Genomic DNA, 20927 nt, shown 5'->3' with positions numbered 1-20927 from the left:
GAAACGAAGTCTGATTAAGCTTTGTTAGCTGAACCAAATACGTCGATACGTTCTTCAACAGCTTCAGTAATAGCTTCGAAACCTGGTTTCAAGAATTTACGTGGGTCGAAGAGTTTTTTCTTATCGTATTCTTCTTCGTTTGCTTCGTATTCAGCAACAAATTTACGAGTAGCTTTAGCGAATGCGATTTGGCATTCAGTGTTAACGTTAACTTTAGCTACACCAAGTTTGATAGCTGCTTTGATTTGATCGTCAGGGATACCTGAACCACCGTGCAATACGATTGGGAATCCTGGAACAGCAGCAGTCAATTTTTCAAGGTGATCAAGGTGAAGACCTTGCCAGTTAGCTGGGTATGGACCGTGGATGTTACCGATACCTGCTGCAAGGAAGTCAATTCCTGTAGCAACCATAGCTTTAGCGTCATCGATTGGTGCCAATTCACCGCCACCAACGATACCGTCTTCTTCACCACCGATAGTACCAACTTCAGCTTCAACTGAAACACCTTTAGCGTGAGCTTTAGCTACAACTTCTTTAGCTTTTTCAAGGTTTTCTTCAAGTGGAAGGTGTGAACCGTCGAACATAACTGAAGTGTAACCAACTTCGATACATTCCAATGCATCTTCAAAGTGACCGTGGTCAAGGTGAATAGCAACTGGTACAGTGATACCCATTGATTCTACAAGGTTTTCGATAAGTGTTTTACAAAGTTTGTAACCACCCATGTATTTTGCAGCACCCATAGAAGTTTGGATAAGAATTGGAGCTTTTTTAGCTTCTGCTGCACGCAAGATTGCTTGAGTCCATTCAAGGTTGTTTGTGTTAAATCCACCAACCGCATATCCGTTTTCACGGGCAGCTTTGATAAATTTTTCCGCTGAAACGATTGCCATTATATAGGCCTCCTATTTATTTTTTGGGATATACCCTTTTTATATGTACATTCTATCACAAATTAAAAAAGATTGCTAGCGTTACTTACAATTTGAGCAATTTTCTGTGAAAAAAGTAGCATAAAAAAGAAAATATTTTCAATACATTATCACAGCTTTCATTTTATTTTCAACTAGGACTTTTAGGTACAAAAAAAGACAAGCACTCTCTGACTTGTCTACTCTGCGGAAAGAGGGACTTGAACCCTCACGATCTAAAGCGATCACAGGATCCTTAGTCCTGCGCGTCTGCCAATTCCGCCATTTCCGCTGTTCCTTAACAACATATAAAATTATATCAACTATTCACATTCATGTCAACACTATTTTTCAATTTTTTTGCAAAAAAGCTGAAATTTTTTCAATGTATGTTTTTGGATCACTTTCAAAGGCTTTGGCATGTTCCGCACCTTTAGCTATATAAAGGTCTTTCTCACCTTTTGTAGCACGATAGTTTTTGTAAACCATGTTAGTTGGCACAAAGCTATCATCTTCACCATGAATAAAGAGAATTGGACGTGTGTTATTTTTTAATTGATAAACACAGCTTGCTTGTCCATAAGAGAAACCTGCTCGGATTTTTGATACTGCAGAAACTTCATAAAGAATTGGAAAAGCAGGTAAATTATACATTTCTTTTGCTTGATACTTCAATTCATCCCAAACGCTACTATAACCACAGTCTTCAATAATATTAACCACCTGTTTTGGTAAAGTTTCCTCACCAGAAGCCATCATAACAGCTGCTGCCCCCATTGAAACACCAAACAAAGTGATTTGACTATCTGAATTCTCTTCAGTCAATAATTTTGCCCATTTAATAACATTTAAGCGATCATTCCAGCCATATCCGATGACTTGACCTTCGCTATCGCCATGAGACATATTATCTGGCATAAGGACATTATATCCAAGTTCGTGAAACATCCAAGCATAAGGTTTCATATCTTTTTTAGAATTGGTAAAGCCATGAACAACAATAACAGTCTTATTTGTTTCAACTGCTGCAGGAACATACCAAGCATCTTGTTTAAGACCTTGATTAGTCATCCAACGCGTTTCTTTTGCTAATTGATTAAAACTTTGCTCATAACCGTATAAAGAATTGTCCTTAGGACGTGGTTCATTATTAATAAATGATTTATCTTCTCGAATTTGAGCAACATGGAAAAAATAAAAGCTTGCTCCGACACTTGCAACAAATACCAGAGCAATTAACCATAACAAAATACTGCGTTTTCTAATTCTCATTTTTCTCATGCTCACTATTATACTATTTTTTCTTAAAATGTGAAGACTTCCTATATAACAATAACATTAAATAAAAACACCCTCTAAACCTTAGATGGCTTAGAAAGGTGTTAATGATTTCTACTATTATTTGCTGTTTTTGTTTTCAATTGCCGCAGTCACGAAGGCTGTGTAAAGTTCTTCTGGACGGTTTGGACGGCTTTGAAGTTCTGGGTGATATTGAGCAGCCACGAAGAATTTTTTCTCTGGCAATTCAACAACTTCCATCAAACGGTTATCTGGTGATACACCTGAGAAGACAAATCCAGCAGCTTCAAATTGTTCACGGAATTTAGTATTAAATTCGTAACGGTGACGGTGACGACGTTGGACAACTTCTTGGTTGTTGTAAGCTTGTGCAGCACGTGAACCTGGTTTCAATTTACATGGGTAAAGTCCAAGACGAAGTGTTCCACCCATGTCTTCGATATCAATTTGATCACGCATGATATCGATAATTGGATATTTAGTATCTGGATCAAGTTCAGCTGAATTTGCCCCTTCCATGTTCAAGACGTGACGAGCAAATTCCACACATGTTAATTGCATACCAAGACAGATACCAAGCATTGGAACGTCTTTTTCACGCGCATAACGGATAGCTTCGATTTTACCTTCTGTACCACGTTGACCAAATCCACCAGGAACGATGATACCATCAGCATCACCAAGCATTTCTTCAACGTTATCAGCAGTCAAGTCGTTAGCGTTAACCCATTTAAGGTCAATTGCTGCATCGTTAACGTAACCTGAGTGTTTAAGTGCTTCAACAACTGAAAGGTATGCATCTGGCAATTCAACATATTTACCAACAAGAGCAATTTTAGTTGATTTTTTAAGGTTCATGATCTTGTCAACCATTGCTGACCATTCTGACATATCAGCTTTTGGTACATCAAGTTTCAAGTGATCACAAACGATTTGGTCCATGTTTTGAGCTTGCATGTTAAGTGGAATTTGGTAAATGTGATCCACGTCAAGTGACTCAATAACAGCTTCTGGAGCAACGTCACAGAATTGTGCCAATTTATTTTTAATGCTTTGACCAGCTGGTTTTTCAGTACGGATAACCAACATATTTGGTTGAATACCAAGTCCACGCAATTCTTTAACTGAGTGTTGTGTTGGTTTAGTTTTCATTTCACCAGCAGCTTTAAGATATGGAAGAAGTGTTGTGTGGATATACATAACGTTATCAGCACCAACATCTGCTTTCATTTGGCGAAGCGCTTCAAGGAATGGAAGACTTTCGATATCCCCAACAGTACCACCAACTTCTGTGATGATAACATCAGAGTCAGTTGTTGTTGCAGCACGTTTGATTTTTTCTTTCAACGCATCAGTGATGTGTGGAATAACTTGGACAGTTGCTCCAAGGTATTCACCTTTACGTTCTTTACGAAGAACTTCACTGTAGATTTTACCAGTTGTAACGTTAGAATATTTATTTAAGTTAATATCGATGAAACGTTCGTAGTGACCAAGGTCAAGGTCAGTTTCAGCACCATCGTCTGTTACATAAACTTCACCGTGTTGATAAGGACTCATTGTACCTGGGTCAATGTTAATATATGGGTCAAATTTTTGGATAGTCACTTTAAGACCACGATTTTTCAAAAGACGACCAAGACTTGCAGCAACGATTCCCTTACCGATAGAAGAAACAACACCACCAGTAACAAAAATATACTTAGTCATTAAATAAAACTCCTTTAAAATAAAAAATGATAGCAAACGATAAGTGCTTGAAAATTGAAAGCGAAAGAATATCAAATAATTAGCAAAATTATTCGATAAATGAAAAAAAGCAAATGGCCATTTACTTTTAGGAAAACAAAAATAGCTCCCTAAAAAGTTAGGGAGCTTTTCTCCGACCTCTAAAAAAGAGGTGCCCGAATAATACTATAAACTATCCTGAGACTTTTGTCAAATGATATGAATAAGTTTTTTTAATTTAAATTTCGGCGCTTAAAATGATTATTCTTCGTCTAAATCGTCATCTTCATCATCTTCTTCGTTGATATCAACGTCTTCATCCAAGTCATCATCTGGGATAATTTCATTGATTTCTGAATCGTATGATTCAACTTCAGATTTTTCGTCATCTGGATTTTCATCATCGTATTCCATATCTGAAGATTTAGCAGAGTAATCATCGTCTTCTGGATCATCATCTGAATAATCAATAGCGTCTTCATCACCATCCATAAAGGCATTAACGCGTTTACGTTTGCGTTTTGGTGCACCATTTTCGTCATCTTCAAGTGTGATGATTTCTTCGTCGATTTCATCGATAGCATACCATGAACGAAGTCCCCATTTGTTATCGCCAAGTGGAATAAAGCTTCCGTCAACGTTCAATGCAGAGTAAAAATATGGTAAAGCTTCACGAATGTCTGCGTCTGATTTTTCGAGGTAGTTTTGAATCTCATTTACAAGATCGCTGAAATACATCTCATGATCACGTCCGCGTTCTTCTAAAATAGCACGAGCTACTTCGATCATTGAGAGTTCGCTTTTTTCTTGTCCAGCAAATACTTCTAATTCCAAGGTAATTCTCCTTATTAATCTTAGGATGTGAGCAAACAGCCACAAAAACCCTATTATCTTAATTTTCGTTACTCTCTATTTTACGCTAATTTTGCCAATTCGTCAAAAGATTTATAAGAATTTATGATAAAGGGCATAAAAAGCCAAGTAATCTACTGATTACCTGACTTTATAACTATTTATCTAAGGATAAATTATTTTACTTTAGCAGTGCTTGTTACGACTTCAACAGCTTTCTTCATAGCGATGTCGTGTTTAAGCATATCTGCTGAAAGAAGGTTACGTACTTGTTCAACTTCCATGTTGTATTCTGAAGCAAGGTCGTTGATTTCTTTTTCGATTTCTTCATCAGAAGCTTCGAATCCTTCAGCTTTAGCGATAGCTTCGATAACAAGGTTAGTTTTAACACGTTTGTCAGCGTCAGCTTCGTATTGTTTGTGAAGATCTTCTTCAGTTGTACCAGTCAATTGGAAGTACATTTCTGGAGAGATACCTTGACGTTGCATGTTACCCATGAATTCGTTCATAGCGCGGTGAACTTCATCGTGAACCATTTCTTCTGGCAATTCAACGATTTCAGCGTTAGCAACAGCCAATTCAAGAGCAGCACCTTCAACAGCATCGTCAAATGCGATTTCTTTAGCTGATTCAAGTTCTTTACGGTATTTAGCTTTCAATTCGTCAAGAGTTTCAACTTCTTCATCGATATCTTTAGCCAATTCGTCGTCAAGAGCTGGAACTTCTTTAGCTTTAACTTCGTGAACAGTTGTTACGAATTTAGCAGCTTTACCAGCAAGATCTTCAGCTTGGTAGTTTTCTGGGAATGTTACGTTAACTTCTACAGTTTCACCTGCTTTAGAACCAACTAATTGGTCTTCGAAACCAGGGATAAATTGACCTGAACCAAGTTCAAGTGAGAAGTTTTCACCTTTACCACCGTCGAATTCAACACCGTCAACTGAACCAACGAAGTCGATAACAACAGTATCACCAAGTTCTGCAGCACCTTCTTTAACGATAAGTTCTGCAAGGTTGTTGCGTTCGCGTTCAACTTTTTCGTCAACTTCAGCATCAGTTACTTCTTTAGAAGCTTCTACTGAAACTTCAAGGTTTTTGTAGTCACCAAGTTTAACTTCTGGTTTTGTAACAACTTCTGCAGTCAATGTCCATTCTTGACCTTTTTCCATTGATTGGATGTCAATTTTTGGTTGAGCAACAACATCAAGGCTAAGTTCTGCAACTGCTGCTTGGTATGCTTCTGGAAGAAGTGCGTTCAATGCATCTTCATAAAGTGCTTCTTCACCAAATTGTTGGTTAAATACGGCACGTGGCATGTGACCTTTACGGAATCCAGGTGCATTCAAATTTTTCTTAACTTTGTTGAATGCTTGATCAAGAGCTGGTTTGATTTTATCTTGACCGATTGTGAATGTAATCACGCCACGGTTAGTAGCTTTGTTTTCAAATGATACAGACATGAAGTCATTTCTCCTTAAAATTTTATATACAGTTTAGTTTACCATATTTCACGGGCTTTTTAAAGTTTTTTGTGCAAAAATCAACGGCATTTTAGTCGCTGCTTCTTTCCTGATTTCCAATCGAATCACATCAAAAGCTTGCCTGAGATTCATTTTTTTAATAAACTAAGGATATGAACATTATCTCAAAATATATCGAACAACTTCAGGTGGAAGAGATTGCTGTAGAAATATTTTCTAAACTTGTTTCATTACTTCTACTCTTTGTTTTCTTCTTGATTGCTAAACGTGTTGCGAACTTTATTTTTAAACACGCAATCGAAAAATCAATTATCCTTTCTCGTCAAACAGAAGCTCGTCAAAAAACAATTATCAAGCTCTTGCATAATATCATGAGCTACACGATTTACTTTTTCTTACTCTATTGGGTACTAAGTATTATTGGCGTTCCCGTTTCTAGTCTACTTGCCGGGGCTGGACTTGCTGGGGTAGCTCTTGGACTTGGTGCACAAGGATTTTTAACTGACCTTGTCAATGGATTTTTCATTCTTTTGGAAAATCAATTTGAAGTTGGAGATTCAGTGGTCATCGGTTCTGTCGAAGGAAATATCTCAAGCGTCGGTATCCGTACCACACAGGTTCGTGGTTTTGATGGGACTTTACACTTCATTCCAAACCGTAATATTACAGTCGTTTCAAATAAATCACGTGGCAACATGCGTGTACAAATTGATATTCCAATCTACGCTCATACCGACTTAGAAAAAATGTCAGATATTATTAAAACAATTAATCAAGAACAATTGGAAAATTACCCTGAAGTCGTTGGTAGTCCAACAATTCTTGGGCCACGTACTAACAGTACCGGCCAGTTGGTGTTCCGCATTGATATTTTCGTTCAAAATGGCAAACAAAGTTACATCTACTCAAACTTTTACCGTCTTTATCAAGAAGCTCTCTTGGCAAATGACATTCATTTGCCAACAATGTACGCTAACCCAACTCTTACAAAATAATCTAAGTATCAAATAAGGTTGAAGTCAATTGACTTCAACCTTTTCTTTTTTAAAATTTTCGAATAGGATCTGCCGTATAAGTTGCACGTGCTCCACCGATTAATTTTGGTCGACTAGCAAGCGCCGTAACATGAGCACCGCCTAATTCACGTTGGACAGGAATTAGAGGAACTTGCACGCGCTTCACATGCATACCAATAAAAGTATCTCCAATATCTAAACCAGCATGTGCCACAATTTCTTCAACTTCAACTGGGTCTTGCATAAATTTAAAAGCAGCTACTTGGCCACTACCACCAGCATGTAAATTAGGGATAACATTAACAATCTCTAAATCTTTATTTTCAGCCAGCTCACGTTCAACCGTTAAAGCACGATTTAAATGTTCACACCCCTGAACAGCTAGGTAAATTCCTCGCGCATTCAATTCTTCAAGAATTGTTTTAACAATCACTTCACCAATTTCAGCGCTGCTATTTTTACCAATTAAACCACCTGCTACCTCGCTAGAAGATAAACCAAGCACAAAAATTTGTCCTTTTTTAATCGCAGATCGTTCAATAATATCAACAACAATTGCTCGTGTTTGTTTTGCTAATGCTTCTAAGTTCATTTCAAGCCTCCAATTTAATTACTTTTCAAAACGTCGATAAGCCAAGTAATAAACCAAATAACCGACTAACATACCAAAGAAGTTTTGTAAAAGATTCCCTGGAATGCTAGCCCAAGCTGCACCCCAACCATAACCTAAAAGTAGAGCTGCCAAGAAATACCAACCCACCATAGTGATACTAGCTAAGACAAGTCCCAAAAAACGTTTTTTGCCAGTCCACCCCGCAAAATAACCTTGAGTGCCATGAGCAATCAAGCTATGAAGCATATATTGAGGATAACCTAGCAATAGATCAATCAAAAATCCTGATAAACCGCCAACAACAGCACCAGACTTTGCCCCTAAGTAGTAAGCCGTGAAATAAATCCCAACGTCAAGAAGTGTTAAATAACCTGTCGGTGTTGGAATATGAATATAAGCTAGAACCACACTTAAAGCAGTCAAAACAGCCAAGAGAGTTAATGTTTGTGTCTTAGTCTTCTTCATAATTTTGTTTCACCCCATATTGATCTGAATGACGAATTGCTTGGAAAACAAAGTCCTTAGACAATGCCACAGCTTCTTTCGGAGATTTTCCTAGAACAATTTGACTTGCAATACTTGATGCGAAAGTACAACCAGCACCAATATTATTCGTATCAAGAACAGGCGTTTCAAAAACAGAAATTTCTTTACCATCATAAAAGACATCAATCGCCCTTTCCTCACTCAAACGATTGCCACCTTTGATGACAACATTCTTGGCGCCTAACTCATGTAAGTGTTTAGCAGCAGCTTTCATATCATCTAACGATTTGATTGACATTCGGGTCAATAGCTCAGCTTCCACCAAATTTGGTGTAACAATTGTGATATAAGGAAAAAACTTCAAAAGTTCATCACGCAAAGCTGAAACCTCAACATCATGTTTTTCTTTACAAACCAAAACAGGGTCTAAAACCACTGGAATTTCTGCGTGCTTTTTAACAAAATCAAGCGCTAAATCAGCAACTTTAACGTTTGGTAGCAAACCTAGTTTAATCCCTGAAAAAGGAACATCTTTGAGACTATTTAATTGATGAGAAAAGATTGCCTCATCTGTCGCAAAGACCTCAAACCCTTTATCAGTTAAAGCTGTTAAACAAGTGACAGCTAAAAAACCATGTAAATGATTAGTAGTGTAAGTTGCCAAATCAGCATAAAGTCCACCACCACTAAAAATATCATTCCCAGAAATCGCTAAAACGTACTTATTCGTCATAAATAATCTCCTTCAAATAAAGACCATTTCCTGCTGCCGTAGGACCAGCTAAATCACGATTTTTAGACTCTAGAACAGTTCTAATCTGACTAACTGGCATACGGCCATTCCCAATTTTCAGCAAAGTTCCAACCATATTACGAACCTGCTTATAAAGGAAGCCATTTCCACTGAAAGTAAAGACAAAGAAGCCAGTTTTTTCATCAATCGTAACCGTTGCGCGCGTAATCGTACGAACTTTATTTTCTACAGAAGTCCCTGAAGCTGTAAACCCCGTAAAGTCATGAGTCCCAACTAAATCCTTTATCGCTTCCTGCATCAAAGACAAATCCAAAGGATATGGATAGTGCGTCGCATAGTGACGCATCATGGGATTTTTGGGACGACCAGCATCGACTAAAAATTCATAAGTTTTACTGTGCTTGTTATAGCGAGAATGAAACTCATCACTGACTTGTTCAATTTTTACAACATCAATATCTTCTGGAGATTGTGTGTCTAAACCAAAACGTAATTTTTCCACATCTCGCAATTGTGGTAAATCAAAATGAACCACTTGCCCATAAGCATGAACACCAGAATCCGTACGGCCGGCACCATGTACTTTAACAGGATTGCCGCTATTTAATCTTTGTAACGTTTTTTCAAGTTCTTCTTGAACTGAACGTTCACTCGGCTGACGCTGAAAACCAGCAAAAAGTCTACCGTCATAAGAAATTGTTGCTTTATATCTTACCATGTGTGTATTTTATCATCTTCCTAGGAGACTTTCCAGAAAATTTAGAACAGACTGTCCCCGTACAGATTTTAACATAAAAAAAGAGGTTGGAAAACAGAGTCCAGTCTCAATTTTTTAAGCCTGTAAACAAGCAGCAATGCTTCTAGCAAGTCCTGAAGGATTTTCCCAAGCCATTGAATGCCCTGCTTCTTCAACAATTTCCAAGGGAATATTAGCCTCAGATAAGCTAGCATAATCAGCATCTGGTAAAGAATTTCTTCCAAAAATAACTGTCTTTGGTAATTTCATCCCATACAATAACTGACGCCAAGATTGCTCTCCACCTTGCACAGCATTAACTGATAGTCGATGAACAGCATAAGGTGCCCACTGTGCTAAGGTTGCTGCCCACATATTATTTCCAGATATTTGACTATCTTCTAACACCTTAGAAAATCCAAAATCAATAAAATCTTTCTCAGAATATGTCGCAATTTCAAAACTTGAACTTCCAGAAACGCTCGCATCTAGATTAGGTTCACTTAGAATTAACTTCTCGACTCTATCTAAACAAAGATTAGCTAACTCAATAGCAATTGGCCCACCTAAGCTATGTCCAAAAATCGTAAGATTCATTAAATCCAATGACTCAATAAAAGTTTTCAAATAAGCAGCATGAGAACTGACACGATAGTCAAAGCTTTCTTGCTTATCGCTGTAACCTGCTCCCAATAAATCAATAAGCAAACAACGATGATTTTTTAAATATTCCTGAGAAACAACTTCCCCATAATCAAAAGAACCAGCACAGCCTAAACCATGTATAAATAAAATCGGGTCACCTTCACCTGGAAAATCTTGATAACGCATATAAGCATTCTGATCCTCAATAAAGTATTCTTTCATAACCTCCCCTTTTATCAAAAAAGAGATTGGAACATTTCCAACCTCTATTCTAATTTCAATTATTCACCATCAAAAGCATCTTTTACTTTATTAAAGAAGCCTTTTTTCTTCGGATTACCAACTTTGTCTCCACCAGCTGCAGCAAATTTCCTAAGAGCTTCAACTTGATCATCGTTAAGCTTAGTTGGTGTTACGATATTAACAGTAACGTGTTGGTCACCTTGACCACCACCACGTAATTTTGGTGCACCTTTACCGCGAAGTCGGAATGTTTTACCAGTTTGTGTACCAGCTGGAATAGTCATTTCAACATCACCATGCACGGTTGGTACTTCTACTGTATCACCAAGTGCCGCTTGAACAAAACTGATGTTCATGTTGTAGTAAATAGTTGAACCATTTCGTTCAAATTGCTTACTTGGTAAGACATTGATGATAACAAAGAGGTCACCATAAGGACCGCCGTTAAAGCCAGCTTCACCTTGTCCTTGCAAGCGAATTTGTTGACCAGTTTCAACACCTGCTGGGATTTTAACAGACACTTTGTGTGTTTTCTTTTCATGACCAGTACCATGACATGTTGGACATGGTTCTTTAATCTCTTTACCAGTACCATGACAGACATCACAGGTTACTTGACGACGCATCATACCAAGCGGTGTTTGTGTATCAACGTTAATAACACCTGAACCATGACAGCGACTACATGTCACAGGGCTAGTTCCTGGTTTTGCACCTGAACCGTGACATGTTGAACATGTTGATTCACGGTTGTAAGTTACTTCTTTTTCAACACCAAAAACAGCTTCTTCAAATGTCAAATTAACACGGTATTGAAGGTCATCACCTTGGCGAGGCGCATTTGGGTTTCGCATACCGCCGCCTCCGCCAAAGAAACTTGAGAAGATGTCTTCAAAGCCACCGAAACCACCGCCATCAAAGCCACCAAAGCCACCGCCTGCTCCACCACCGAAGCCACCATTAGCTCCAGCAGGACCATATTGGTCATAAGCAGCACGTTTTTGTTCATCACCTAGAGTCTCGTAAGCTTCTTGAACTTCTTTATATTTTTCTTCTGCGCCAGGTTCTCTATTAATATCTGGGTGATATTTTTTAGACATTTTTCGATAAGCTTTTTTAATTTCAGCTTGCGAAGCATCCTTAGATACACCCAAACGATCGTAAAATTCTGTATTGTTCATAATTATGATATTAAGCTGTTAAGCGACTCAAAGAAAAATAGGAAACTGTCCGACGATGCTTGCATCTAGGTAAAGTTTATCTTTTTTCATAGAGTCGTAGGCGTATTCAAATATATAAAATAACTTTTACGCCTTTTCAGCCCGTGTTCATTTCTGAACACTTTTCCTTTCTTCATCATTAAAAAGGTTATTCAAAATAATTCAATAGCTTCTCTATTTATCCAAAAACAGAGGTTGATGTTTTGCAACCTCTGAATTTTTATAACCTACCGAGAAATGAGGCATACCAGCCTCATCCAGCCAGTAAGTCACTAAAGATTGTTAGAGTAAGTTTGGAAACTCACTCGTAACATCTCTTAAATGAATTATTTTTCAGTGAATTCGCCGTCTACAACGTCATCGCCATTGTTTGATGAATCAGTTGATTGTGCACCTTCAGCACCTTGTGCTGCTTGTTGTGCTGCAGCAGCTTGTTCGTACATTTTAACTGCAAGAGCTTGAGCTTTTTCGTTAAGAGCTTCAAGTTTAGCTTTCATATCTTCAAGATTGTTAGCTTCTTGAGCAGCTTTCAATTCATCAAGAGCTGATTGTGCAGCATCGCGTTCTGTATCGAAGCCTTTACCTTCAGTTTCTTTGATTGTTTTTTCTGTTGCAAAGATAGCTTGGTCAACTTCGTTACGAAGATCAACTTCTTCTTTACGTTTAGCATCAGCTTCTGCGTTAGCTTCTGCATCTTTCATCATTTTTTCAATTTCTTCATCAGTCAAACCTGAGTTAGATTGGATAACGATGTGTTGTTCTTTTTGGGTACCAAGGTCTTTAGCTTTAACAGACACGATACCGTTTTTATCAATATCAAATGTTACTTCGATTTGAGGGATACCACGAGGTGCAGCTGGGATATCAGTCAATTGGAAACGACCAAGAGTTTTGTTATCAGCAGCCATTGGACGTTCACCTTGAAGAACGTGGATATCTACAGCTGGTTGGTTATCAGCAGCAGTTGAGAAGACTTGTGATTTTGAAGTTGGGATTGTAGTGTTACGGTCAATAAGTTTTGTGAAGACACCACCCATAGTTTCGATACCAAGTGACAATGGAGTTACATCAAGAAGAACGACGTCTTTAACATCACCAGTGATAACACCACCTTGGATAGCAGCACCCATAGCAACTACTTCATCAGGGTTAACTGATTTATTTGGTTCTTTACCAGTTTCAGCTTTAACTGCTTCAACAACGGCAGGGATACGTGTTGAACCACCAACAAGGATAACTTCATCGATTTCAGAGATTGAAAGGCCTGCATCTGAAAGTGCTTGACGAACTGGAGTTTTAGTACGTTCTACAAGGTCACGAGTCAAATCATCAAATTTAGCACGTGAAAGGCTTGTTTCCAAGTGAAGAGGTCCAGCAGCACCAGCAGTAATGAATGGAAGTGAGATTTGTGTTTGAGTAACACCTGAAAGATCTTTTTTAGCTTTTTCAGCAGCATCTTTCAAACGTTGAAGAGCCATTTTATCTTGGCTAAGGTCAATTCCGTTTTCGTTCTTGAAGTCAGCAACTAACCAATCAATAATTTTTTGGTCGAAGTCGTCACCACCAAGTTTGTTATCACCTGCTGTAGCAAGTACGTCAAAGACACCATCACCAAGTTCAAGAATAGATACGTCGAATGTACCACCACCAAGGTCAAATACCAAGATTTTTTCATCTTTATCAGTTTTATCAAGACCATATGCAAGTGCAGCTGCAGTTGGTTCGTTAACGATACGTTCTACTTCAAGACCAGCGATTTTACCAGCGTCTTTAGTTGCTTGACGTTGAGCATCGTTGAAGTATGCAGGAACTGTGATAACAGCTTTTGTTACTTTTTCACCAAGGTAATCTTCAGCGTAACCTTTAAGGTATTGAAGAATCATTGCTGAGATTTCTTGTGGAGTGTATTCTTTACCATTTGCAGATACTTTTTCAGAAGTACCCATTTTAGATTTGATAGAGATTACTGTATCTGGGTTAGTTACTGCTTGACGTTTTGCAGCATCACCAACAATGATTTCACCATTTTTGAATGAAACAACTGATGGAGTTGTACGGTTACCTTCTGGGTTTGCGATAATTTTTGATTCAGTTCCTTCAAGAACTGCAACAGCTGAGTTTGTTGTACCTAAGTCAATACCAATAATTTTAGACATGTTCTATCCCTCTTTTTATTATGAATTTATCGTTTTATGCTTTCAGTTATAGTTTAACGACATTGCGGTCAAGTCGTTGTTACTAATAATTAGTTGTAAACAACAACCATAGCCGGACGCAATAGGCGTTCGTGAAGTTTATAACCTTTTTGAAGAACTTGAGCAATACTGTCCACCGGATGTTCATCATCCGCTGGGAGTGTTTGAACTGCCATGTGTAAGTTGTGATCAAAGTTTTCAACAACCACTTCTTCGACACCTTCTTCGTTAAGTGCACGAACCAAGCTGTCACGCGTCATCTCAAGACCTTTTTTAACATCGTCAGTCAAACCTTCAACAGCAAGTGCTCGTTCCAAATTATCCAAACTTGGCAAGATTGCTTTAGCTAAATCTTGTGAACGGTATTTTTGCAATTGTTGACGTTCTTCATTAGCGCGGCGTTGAATATTTTGCATTTCAGCATGAGCACGAAGATATTTGTTTTCAAAATCTTCAGCACGCTCAAGTGCTTTTTGCAATTCTTCGTTTTGAGCATCTTCTTGAGGCTGCTCTTCTGTTTTCTCTTCAGTCACAACATCAGTGGCTTCAACTTCATCTTGAAGTTCTTCATTTTTGATTTCTTCTGACACTGTGTCCCTCCCTATCTTTTTATCAATTTAATTACTAAACTTAGTTGACCTCATAGTGATTACTATTCAAATACCTGTAGTAATCACCAAGTTTCATCGCTAAAACACGCCCGATAACGTTGACCAAGCTAACGCTTCGGCGATAATCCATATCAATAGGACCAATTAAGCTAAGAAGCCCAAATCCACGATAAGGAATCAGAAACTTATGTGTTAAAACAGTCACATTAGCTAGAGCTGGTTCTTGACTATCCGCAACCTGAACGTTAGCAATTTCATCTTCTTTCATTGAAGAACGAAGAGCAACTGCAACTCTTTGATCATCATCCAAGAAACGATAAGTTTCTAAATCGGCATAATCAAGCGAATTAACCTTACCAGCTACAAAAACTAATTCCCTGAACAATTCTGCAAAAATATAGTCAAACAAATCTAAAACATTATCCGTGACTGTAAAGTATTTTTGCAAAACCTGTGGAATTTCTGTTCGTAACTTATAATGAATATCCATAACCGTGCGACCTAGCAAACGTTCATCAACGATTTCTTTCAAGGTTACCAAATCCTTTAACATAAAGTTCTTTGGAATGGCAAATTGAATGGTTGCTGGTTTAGATTCATCTAAGGTCAAAACAGCTAAAGCGTCATGACTTGATAGTTGAACAATATCAAAAGCCGTTAGTTTTTGACGAGCCGGTTCAACATCCAAAATTACTGATGTATAACCAGTCATATCAGCCAAAACCTGACTAGCTTTTTGTAAAATATCATCAAGTTTGAAAGCTTCAAAATCAAAAGCTTTAACCACTTGATAAATATCACGTTCATCAATACTATCAAGACTCAATGAATGCTCAACAAAGTACTTAAATCCAGCAGCACTCGGCATTCGTCCACTAGACGTATGAGCTTTCTCAAGCAAACCCAGCTTCTCAAGTTTAGCCATATCATTACGAATCGTAGCACTACTTGAATCAATGGTTGCTTGTAAAGTTTTAGAGCCGATAGGTTCATGCGTCTGTGTAAATAATTCGACGATTAAATTCAAAATATCACTTTGACGTTGTGTAATCATAACCTCGCCCCTTTCCACTTTTAGCACTCATTTACCTCGACTGCTAATTTATAATTTTATTATACTCCTTTAAATAAGAGTGTCAAGGAAAAAGCATAAAAAATTAGCACTCTTTTTGATAGAGTGCTAATCTGTTATTTATCATATGTCGTTAAGTCGTTTTCTTCAATAATATTAATCAATTTACTAGCATAGTTAGGGTCTGTACTAAAGTTCATATCCTGTAATGCTTGTGCAGGTTTCTTATATCCTTTATTAGAAACCATGATATCATAAGCGCCCTCGCTATTGCGAATTTTACCAGATTTTAATAATGCAAAATAGTTATAAATGGCATCATTCCAAGATTTATAAACCGCAAAATTACCAATTTCAGTTTGCCACTCATTGACAAAGTAACGCTTATACTTAAGCGTGATTAGCTTATCACCTGGTTGTGCAGCAACAGCAAACAAATTATGATATTTTACAGCTAATAAATCTTGACCATAGTCAGATTCCAAAGCAGCTTGAGCCATCACCAAAGAAGGACGAACACCATAAGCTTCTGCCACTTCTTGAACTGTCGGAGCAATACTAGCAAAAAATTCTGCTTTATTATAGGAAACTTTTTCCTTCTGATCTGCATTAGGTGTTGCTCGGTGAGCATAAAGTGGAGAAAAAATTACCAAAACCAAAACAGCTAAAAACACTAAAAATTGGACAAAGGAAAATCGAGATTTCATCGGTTATTCTCCTTCAACAAAGCAACATATTCTTCAAGACTAAGATTATTTTCTGTCATGTATTTTGCTGACTCTTTGCCGACATAACGAAAATGCCAATCTTCGTAATCAACACCAGTTGACTCACTTTTTCCCTTTGGAAAACGAAGGACAAATCCATAATCAGGTGCAATAGCTTTGACTTTTTCAACAACATCAGCATTACTTTCATTTAAAGAATTTACTGTGCTCATGTCAACAGCAAGACCTGTCTGATGTTCGCTAGCACCTGCAGGTTGAGAATAAGTTTTAACCAAATCTTCCGCAGCAGATTGTGTCAAGCTTGGATTAGCGGACATTTCTTGTGAAACATATGAATTAAACAACTCTTCTTGATAAGCAACACTGCGATAACCAGAAATTAAGTGCTCATTTGCATCAATTGCTTGCGCTGCAGCTAAGAAACTACGAACATTGTCAGCAATACGTGAATCAACAGTAATGTTGTCAATTTGTGTTAAATCTGGATTCATCTCTGGGGTAATGTGATTACGATTAACCAAAACTAACTCCCAGTCATCACTTGAAACATCAGGTAAGTTTGATGTTTTGGTTTTAGTAGCTACCGAAGAAGACTTCGTAGAAGTTGTTGAACTTACAGAAGATTCCTTGGCATTACCATCCAATGTCACTTGATGACCTTGAACAAAAACAAAAATTCCAACAATAAAAATGATAATAATTAATAACCCTAAAATTAAGGTTGGTAAACTACGCTTTTTTCTCATCTTTTCTTTCTTCTAATAATTGTCGACCTCTGAGACGATAACTGACATCTCCAATCGATTCGATAATAAATTTTCCATTCTCAAAACTAACAACTGTTATGCTACCATTGTCTATTCCTAAACTTCGTGGGATTGTAGGATCTATTAGCCACAAAAAAGTACCAATAGTCATACCATGACTAACTACAATAGCATTACCACCACCTGATGCTTCAATCTTTTTAGCAATAGCAGTAAAACCATCTAAAATCCGATTGCTCAATACTTCCCAAGTTTCAGCCCAACCAGCAGTATCAACTTTATAAATACCTTCTGCTAATTCTTCATAAGTGAGCTTAGTCATATCCTTATCAAAGACACGAGGGAGAACACCATTAAACAATTCACCATCGTAACCACCATCAAGGCTTCCAAAACACCACTCACGAATTCGTTTGTCGCGCGTATAAGGAATGTCTTCTTGATGACACTCTCGTAAAATAATTTCCATGGTCTGCAAAGTTCGTCCACTATCACTCGAAAATGCTTCTTTGAACGTTAAACCGGCAGCATTTAATCCAACCCCAAGTTCCTGAATTCCACGTTCACCTTCCGCAGTTAATGGAGTATCACTCCACCCTTGTGCACGACCGATTGTGTTAAACATTGTCTTACCATGACGAGCAATATACAATCTTGTTTTTACCATTGGCTTCCTCCTAAAAACTAGAAACAAACAGAGACAGCTATAACAAAATAAGCATTAATTTTAAGACTTCAATGCCATTTTATTATATCATATTTTTGCATTGCCTCTTTCTTCAAAACACAATCTTGATTAGGAAAATAGGAGGAATTTTTGAGACAAAAAACTAGGGTAGCAAATCCTTCTACCCTAGATATTATATGACTGAAAATAATTAACAAGTTAGTTTTTAAAGCTATGAACCGGCGCAGGAATTTGTCCACCACGGTGAATGAAATCAGCAGAAGAATTGTGATTAACACGCATAACAGGCGCCACACCAAGAAGGCCTCCAAATTCAATCATATCGCCTTCTTTACCTTTTGGAATAATACGCACAGCTGTTGTTTTTTGGTTAATCACACCAATTGCCGCTTCATCAGCAATCATAGCCGCAATCGTTTCATGTGGTGTGTCCTCAGGAATAGCAATCATATCCAAACCTACAGAACAAATGGCAGTCATCGCTTCAAGTTTTTCTAAATTAAGTGAACCGTTTTGAACAGCAGCAATCATTCCTTCATCTTCAGAAACAGGAATGAAGGCACCAGATAGACCACCGACTTGGTTACAAGCCATGATACCACCTTTTTTAACTTGGTCATTCAAAAGAGCAAGTGCTGCTGTTGTACCATGAGTACCAACAGCCTCAAGGCCCATTTCTTCAAGAACTCGAGCTACTGAATCACCGACAGCTGGTGTAGGAGCAAGTGAAAGGTCAACAATACCAAATTTAACACCTAAACGTTCACTAGCCATTTGACCAACCAATTGACCGATACGAGTAATCTTAAAGGCTGTTTTCTTAACAGTTTCAGCAACAACATCAAAGCTCTCACCACGAACTTTTTCAAGAGCACGTTTAACAACACCAGGTCCTGAAACTCCAACATTGATAACAACATCTGCTTCACCAACACCGTGGAAAGCTCCAGCCATGAATGGATTATCTTCAACCGCATTAGCAAAAACAACCAATTTTGCAGCACCCAAATCAGAAAGCTCAGCTGTTTCTTTAATGATACGTCCCATATCAGCAACTGCTGTCATATTAATACCTGATTTTGTTGAACCAATATTGACTGATGAACATACTTTTTCTGTCTCAGCAAGTGCACGAGGAATAGAATTAATTAAAATTTCATCACCTTTTTGGTAACCTTTTTGAACCAAAGCAGAAAATCCACCAATGAAATCAATACCAATTTCATGTGCAGCTTTATCCAAAGCATGGGCAAGAGGAAGATAATCTGTCGCATCAGTTGCAGCACCAATAATTGAGATTGGTGTTACAGAAACACGTTTATTTACAATCGGAATACCAAGTTCGGCGGCGATTTCATCACCAACTTTTACAAGTGAACCAGCTTTTTCGACAACTTTTTTATAAATTTTATCAGCAGCTTTGTTAATATCAGGGTCAATACAATCAAGAAGAGAAATTCCCATAGTAATCGTACGAACATCAAAATTTTGCTCTTCAATCATTGCAATTGTTTCAGTAACTTGTCTAATATCCACAATTAGCCTCCTTAAATATTGTACATGGCGTCAAAAATCGCTGCACTTTGAATGTTAATTTTGACGTTCAAAGTTTCTCCATAAGCTTCAAATTCAGAACGTAATTTTGTAAAATCTTGTTTTTCATCAGATGAAACAACAGCCATCATTGTAAAGAAATCATCTAAAACAGTCTGAGAAATATCATCAATATTCAAACCAAATTCAGCAATTTTAGCTGAAACACCTGCTACAATACCTGCTTTATCTTTTCCGACAACAGTAATAATTGCTTTCATGAGAAGCCTCCAAAACTAATATTTGTTCAATTTTACCACAATTTTCTGAAAAATTCCATTTAATTAGCAAAATAATTCGCTAAAAGCGAATTATTTTTGATATTTTTAGACAAATATTCTGTTTTTGTTGATAAATCTATCTAAAAGGAGCCGTACGCGCACTCTATCAAGCATTTTTCCGAGCAGAATAAATAAAGAAAAGGATCAGAAATCTCTGATCCCTTTTTATGCTCTAAAATCCTCAAAATAAGGGGCAATTTCTTTTAAGAAAGCTTTCTTTCCTTCAAAGCGTTCTCCTCGAATAACCTTAGCTAATTTTTCTTTCGCTTCTTCTCCTAAGCTTGCGCGCAAACGGGTTAAACTATCTTGATAAGCCACATAATCTACGACTTCAAAGAAAGACACTTGTGGCACCGCATGACTAACCTCACCAATTTCCTCATAGGGCATGCGATTAAACTTACGCTTAAAGGATTCCTGATGTCTAATAGTATCCTTAACATGATTTGAAAATTTTGTTTTAAAGTAAGTGTATCGTTTTCCTTCATTGATTAGAAGATCGGGATGGGCCTCTAAGAGTTGAAAGAAGACAATTCGTCCCTCTTGAACCCAGTCCTCATAATCCCACAGTTTCACAAAATAATGACGTCTTAGTTTTAAGATGATTGGAACAACCGTTTGAAAGTATGCTTCAAAATCCATTGATTCATTTCTCCTTTTATTATTCCCTTAAAGGTACTTTTATTATAAAAGTGGAAATCAAAAAGGAACATGACAAAAATGTCCAAATCATACTTTAAGACAGAAAAAAAGCAACCCGAAGGTTGCTCTCTACGTCTACCGCTTTAAAACTCCGCCAGTAGGACTCGAACCTACGACATCATGATTAACAGTCATGCGCTACTACCAACTGAGCTATGGCGGATAAATGCTAAGCGACTACCATATCTAACAGGGGGCAACCCCCAACTACATCAGGCGTGCTAGGGCTTAACTTCTGTGTTCGGCATGGGAACAGGTGTATCTCCTAGGCTATCGTCACTTAACTATGATTGATTATCCAAT

At 37.6% G+C, this 20927-nt stretch carries 21 protein-coding genes, 2 tRNA genes and 1 rRNA gene; 1 reads left to right on the top strand and 23 read right to left on the bottom strand.

Annotated features, from left to right (window positions below; genetic code table 11):
- Window positions 1-14: 14 nt before the first annotated feature.
- The 6 genes from BLP98_RS08170 to tig all read right to left on the bottom strand — a co-directional run bounded on the left by BLP98_RS08170 (window position 15) and on the right by tig (window position 6253).
- A complete protein-coding gene (locus BLP98_RS08170; RefSeq protein ID WP_074482814.1) occupies window positions 15-896 on the bottom strand; it encodes a class II fructose-bisphosphate aldolase in 882 nt (293 codons plus the stop codon).
- A gap of 224 nt (window positions 897-1120) precedes the next feature.
- Window positions 1121-1206, bottom strand: a tRNA-Leu gene (locus BLP98_RS08165).
- Between the two features lie 59 nt (window positions 1207-1265).
- Window positions 1266-2195, bottom strand: coding sequence for an alpha/beta hydrolase (locus tag BLP98_RS08160; RefSeq protein WP_074482851.1), 930 nt, complete (start codon window positions 2193-2195; stop codon window positions 1266-1268).
- A gap of 117 nt (window positions 2196-2312) precedes the next feature.
- Complete coding sequence (locus tag BLP98_RS08155; protein WP_074482813.1) at window positions 2313-3923, bottom strand: CTP synthase; 1611 nt, start codon at window positions 3921-3923, stop codon at window positions 2313-2315.
- Between the two features lie 279 nt (window positions 3924-4202).
- Window positions 4203-4775, bottom strand: coding sequence for a DNA-directed RNA polymerase subunit delta (gene rpoE / locus BLP98_RS08150; protein WP_074482812.1), 573 nt, complete (start codon window positions 4773-4775; stop codon window positions 4203-4205).
- 194 nt (window positions 4776-4969) lie between these two features.
- Window positions 4970-6253, bottom strand: coding sequence for a trigger factor (gene tig / locus BLP98_RS08145; protein ID WP_074482811.1), 1284 nt, complete (start codon window positions 6251-6253; stop codon window positions 4970-4972).
- Between the two features lie 173 nt (window positions 6254-6426).
- Between tig and BLP98_RS08140 the strand changes: the two genes are divergently transcribed.
- Window positions 6427-7269 (top strand): mechanosensitive ion channel family protein, encoded by an 843-nt coding sequence (locus BLP98_RS08140; protein WP_074482810.1) that lies wholly within the window; start codon window positions 6427-6429, stop codon window positions 7267-7269.
- 49 nt (window positions 7270-7318) lie between these two features.
- Here the strand turns inward: BLP98_RS08140 and BLP98_RS08135 are convergent, their stop codons facing one another.
- The 17 genes from BLP98_RS08135 to rrf all read right to left on the bottom strand — a co-directional run bounded on the left by BLP98_RS08135 (window position 7319) and on the right by rrf (window position 20908).
- Window positions 7319-7882: a TIGR01440 family protein gene (locus BLP98_RS08135; RefSeq protein ID WP_074482809.1), complete on the bottom strand. Its 564-nt coding sequence runs from the start codon at window positions 7880-7882 to the stop codon at window positions 7319-7321.
- 18 nt (window positions 7883-7900) lie between these two features.
- Window positions 7901-8368, bottom strand: a complete 468-nt coding sequence (locus BLP98_RS08130) for an ECF transporter S component (protein ID WP_074482808.1) — start codon at window positions 8366-8368, stop codon at window positions 7901-7903.
- On the bottom strand, window positions 8355-9122 hold the full coding sequence (locus BLP98_RS08125) for a bifunctional hydroxymethylpyrimidine kinase/phosphomethylpyrimidine kinase (RefSeq protein ID WP_074482807.1): 768 nt from the start codon (window positions 9120-9122) through the stop codon (window positions 8355-8357). The genes BLP98_RS08130 and BLP98_RS08125 overlap by 14 nt, the downstream gene beginning before the upstream one ends.
- Window positions 9112-9861, bottom strand: coding sequence for a tRNA pseudouridine(38-40) synthase TruA (truA, locus tag BLP98_RS08120; protein ID WP_074482805.1), 750 nt, complete (start codon window positions 9859-9861; stop codon window positions 9112-9114). Before truA ends, BLP98_RS08125 begins: the two co-directional genes overlap by 11 nt.
- A gap of 114 nt (window positions 9862-9975) precedes the next feature.
- Window positions 9976-10746, bottom strand: coding sequence for an alpha/beta fold hydrolase (locus tag BLP98_RS08115; protein ID WP_074482803.1), 771 nt, complete (start codon window positions 10744-10746; stop codon window positions 9976-9978).
- A 59-nt stretch (window positions 10747-10805) separates the two neighbouring features.
- Entirely contained in the window at window positions 10806-11948 is a 1143-nt protein-coding gene (dnaJ, locus tag BLP98_RS08110) for a molecular chaperone DnaJ (protein WP_074482801.1), read from the bottom strand.
- A 365-nt stretch (window positions 11949-12313) separates the two neighbouring features.
- Window positions 12314-14143 carry a molecular chaperone DnaK gene (dnaK, locus tag BLP98_RS08105; protein ID WP_074482799.1) on the bottom strand — a complete coding sequence of 610 codons (1830 nt, stop codon included), beginning with the start codon at window positions 14141-14143 and terminating at the stop codon, window positions 12314-12316.
- An 89-nt stretch (window positions 14144-14232) separates the two neighbouring features.
- Entirely contained in the window at window positions 14233-14772 is a 540-nt protein-coding gene (grpE, locus tag BLP98_RS08100; protein WP_074482797.1) for a nucleotide exchange factor GrpE, read from the bottom strand.
- Window positions 14773-14812: 40 nt separating this feature from the next.
- Window positions 14813-15847 carry a heat-inducible transcriptional repressor HrcA gene (gene hrcA, locus BLP98_RS08095; protein WP_074482795.1) on the bottom strand — a complete coding sequence of 345 codons (1035 nt, stop codon included), beginning with the start codon at window positions 15845-15847 and terminating at the stop codon, window positions 14813-14815.
- Window positions 15848-15981: 134 nt separating this feature from the next.
- Window positions 15982-16572, bottom strand: coding sequence for a glycoside hydrolase family 73 protein (locus tag BLP98_RS08090; protein ID WP_074482793.1), 591 nt, complete (start codon window positions 16570-16572; stop codon window positions 15982-15984).
- The gene (locus tag BLP98_RS08085) at window positions 16569-17339 is read right to left on the bottom strand and encodes a M15 family metallopeptidase (protein ID WP_074482791.1); all 771 of its coding nucleotides are present in this window, start codon (window positions 17337-17339) and stop codon (window positions 16569-16571) included. Before BLP98_RS08085 ends, BLP98_RS08090 begins: the two co-directional genes overlap by 4 nt.
- Window positions 17323-18027, bottom strand: coding sequence for a histidine phosphatase family protein (locus BLP98_RS08080; protein WP_074482789.1), 705 nt, complete (start codon window positions 18025-18027; stop codon window positions 17323-17325). Before BLP98_RS08080 ends, BLP98_RS08085 begins: the two co-directional genes overlap by 17 nt.
- A gap of 219 nt (window positions 18028-18246) precedes the next feature.
- Window positions 18247-19584 carry a PFL family protein gene (locus BLP98_RS08075; protein ID WP_074482787.1) on the bottom strand — a complete coding sequence of 446 codons (1338 nt, stop codon included), beginning with the start codon at window positions 19582-19584 and terminating at the stop codon, window positions 18247-18249.
- Window positions 19585-19595: 11 nt separating this feature from the next.
- Window positions 19596-19862: an ACT domain-containing protein gene (locus BLP98_RS08070; RefSeq protein ID WP_021141631.1), complete on the bottom strand. Its 267-nt coding sequence runs from the start codon at window positions 19860-19862 to the stop codon at window positions 19596-19598.
- A 225-nt stretch (window positions 19863-20087) separates the two neighbouring features.
- Window positions 20088-20564 carry a competence protein ComX gene (locus BLP98_RS08065; protein WP_074482606.1) on the bottom strand — a complete coding sequence of 159 codons (477 nt, stop codon included), beginning with the start codon at window positions 20562-20564 and terminating at the stop codon, window positions 20088-20090.
- Between the two features lie 149 nt (window positions 20565-20713).
- Window positions 20714-20787: transfer RNA gene (locus BLP98_RS08060), tRNA-Asn, on the bottom strand.
- 5 nt (window positions 20788-20792) lie between these two features.
- A 5S ribosomal RNA gene (rrf, locus tag BLP98_RS08055) occupies window positions 20793-20908 on the bottom strand.
- Window positions 20909-20927 lie beyond the last annotated feature (19 nt).

Origin of the sequence: Streptococcus equinus (assembly GCF_900104225.1) — a bacterium.
Classification (GTDB): Bacteria; Bacillota; Bacilli; order Lactobacillales; family Streptococcaceae; genus Streptococcus; species Streptococcus equinus_D.
The sequence above is the reverse complement of the archived record's forward strand: the minus strand, read 5'-3'. Positions and strand labels throughout refer to the sequence as shown.

Excerpts from the sequence above, each read along its gene's own strand:
- hrcA (WP_074482795.1), bottom strand. The coding sequence starts at position 15,847 with ATGATTACACAACGTCAAAGTGATATTTTGAATTTAATCGTCGAATTA.
- BLP98_RS08080 (WP_074482789.1), bottom strand. The coding sequence starts at position 18,027 with ATGGTAAAAACAAGATTGTATATTGCTCGTCATGGTAAGACAATGTTT.
- BLP98_RS08140 (WP_074482810.1), top strand. The coding sequence starts at position 6,427 with ATGAACATTATCTCAAAATATATCGAACAACTTCAGGTGGAAGAGATT.
- BLP98_RS08070 (WP_021141631.1), bottom strand. The coding sequence starts at position 19,862 with ATGAAAGCAATTATTACTGTTGTCGGAAAAGATAAAGCAGGTATTGTA.
- tig (WP_074482811.1), bottom strand. The coding sequence starts at position 6,253 with ATGTCTGTATCATTTGAAAACAAAGCTACTAACCGTGGCGTGATTACA.
- BLP98_RS08085 (WP_074482791.1), bottom strand. The coding sequence starts at position 17,339 with ATGAGAAAAAAGCGTAGTTTACCAACCTTAATTTTAGGGTTATTAATT.
- BLP98_RS08090 (WP_074482793.1), bottom strand. The coding sequence starts at position 16,572 with ATGAAATCTCGATTTTCCTTTGTCCAATTTTTAGTGTTTTTAGCTGTT.
- BLP98_RS08155 (WP_074482813.1), bottom strand. The coding sequence starts at position 3,923 with ATGACTAAGTATATTTTTGTTACTGGTGGTGTTGTTTCTTCTATCGGT.
- truA (WP_074482805.1), bottom strand. The coding sequence starts at position 9,861 with ATGGTAAGATATAAAGCAACAATTTCTTATGACGGTAGACTTTTTGCT.
- BLP98_RS08170 (WP_074482814.1), bottom strand. The coding sequence starts at position 896 with ATGGCAATCGTTTCAGCGGAAAAATTTATCAAAGCTGCCCGTGAAAAC.
- BLP98_RS08065 (WP_074482606.1), bottom strand. The coding sequence starts at position 20,564 with ATGGATTTTGAAGCATACTTTCAAACGGTTGTTCCAATCATCTTAAAA.
- dnaK (WP_074482799.1), bottom strand. The coding sequence starts at position 14,143 with ATGTCTAAAATTATTGGTATTGACTTAGGTACAACAAACTCAGCTGTT.
- BLP98_RS08125 (WP_074482807.1), bottom strand. The coding sequence starts at position 9,122 with ATGACGAATAAGTACGTTTTAGCGATTTCTGGGAATGATATTTTTAGT.
- BLP98_RS08135 (WP_074482809.1), bottom strand. The coding sequence starts at position 7,882 with ATGAACTTAGAAGCATTAGCAAAACAAACACGAGCAATTGTTGTTGAT.
- BLP98_RS08115 (WP_074482803.1), bottom strand. The coding sequence starts at position 10,746 with ATGAAAGAATACTTTATTGAGGATCAGAATGCTTATATGCGTTATCAA.
- BLP98_RS08130 (WP_074482808.1), bottom strand. The coding sequence starts at position 8,368 with ATGAAGAAGACTAAGACACAAACATTAACTCTCTTGGCTGTTTTGACT.
- BLP98_RS08160 (WP_074482851.1), bottom strand. The coding sequence starts at position 2,195 with ATGAGAAAAATGAGAATTAGAAAACGCAGTATTTTGTTATGGTTAATT.
- dnaJ (WP_074482801.1), bottom strand. The coding sequence starts at position 11,948 with ATGAACAATACAGAATTTTACGATCGTTTGGGTGTATCTAAGGATGCT.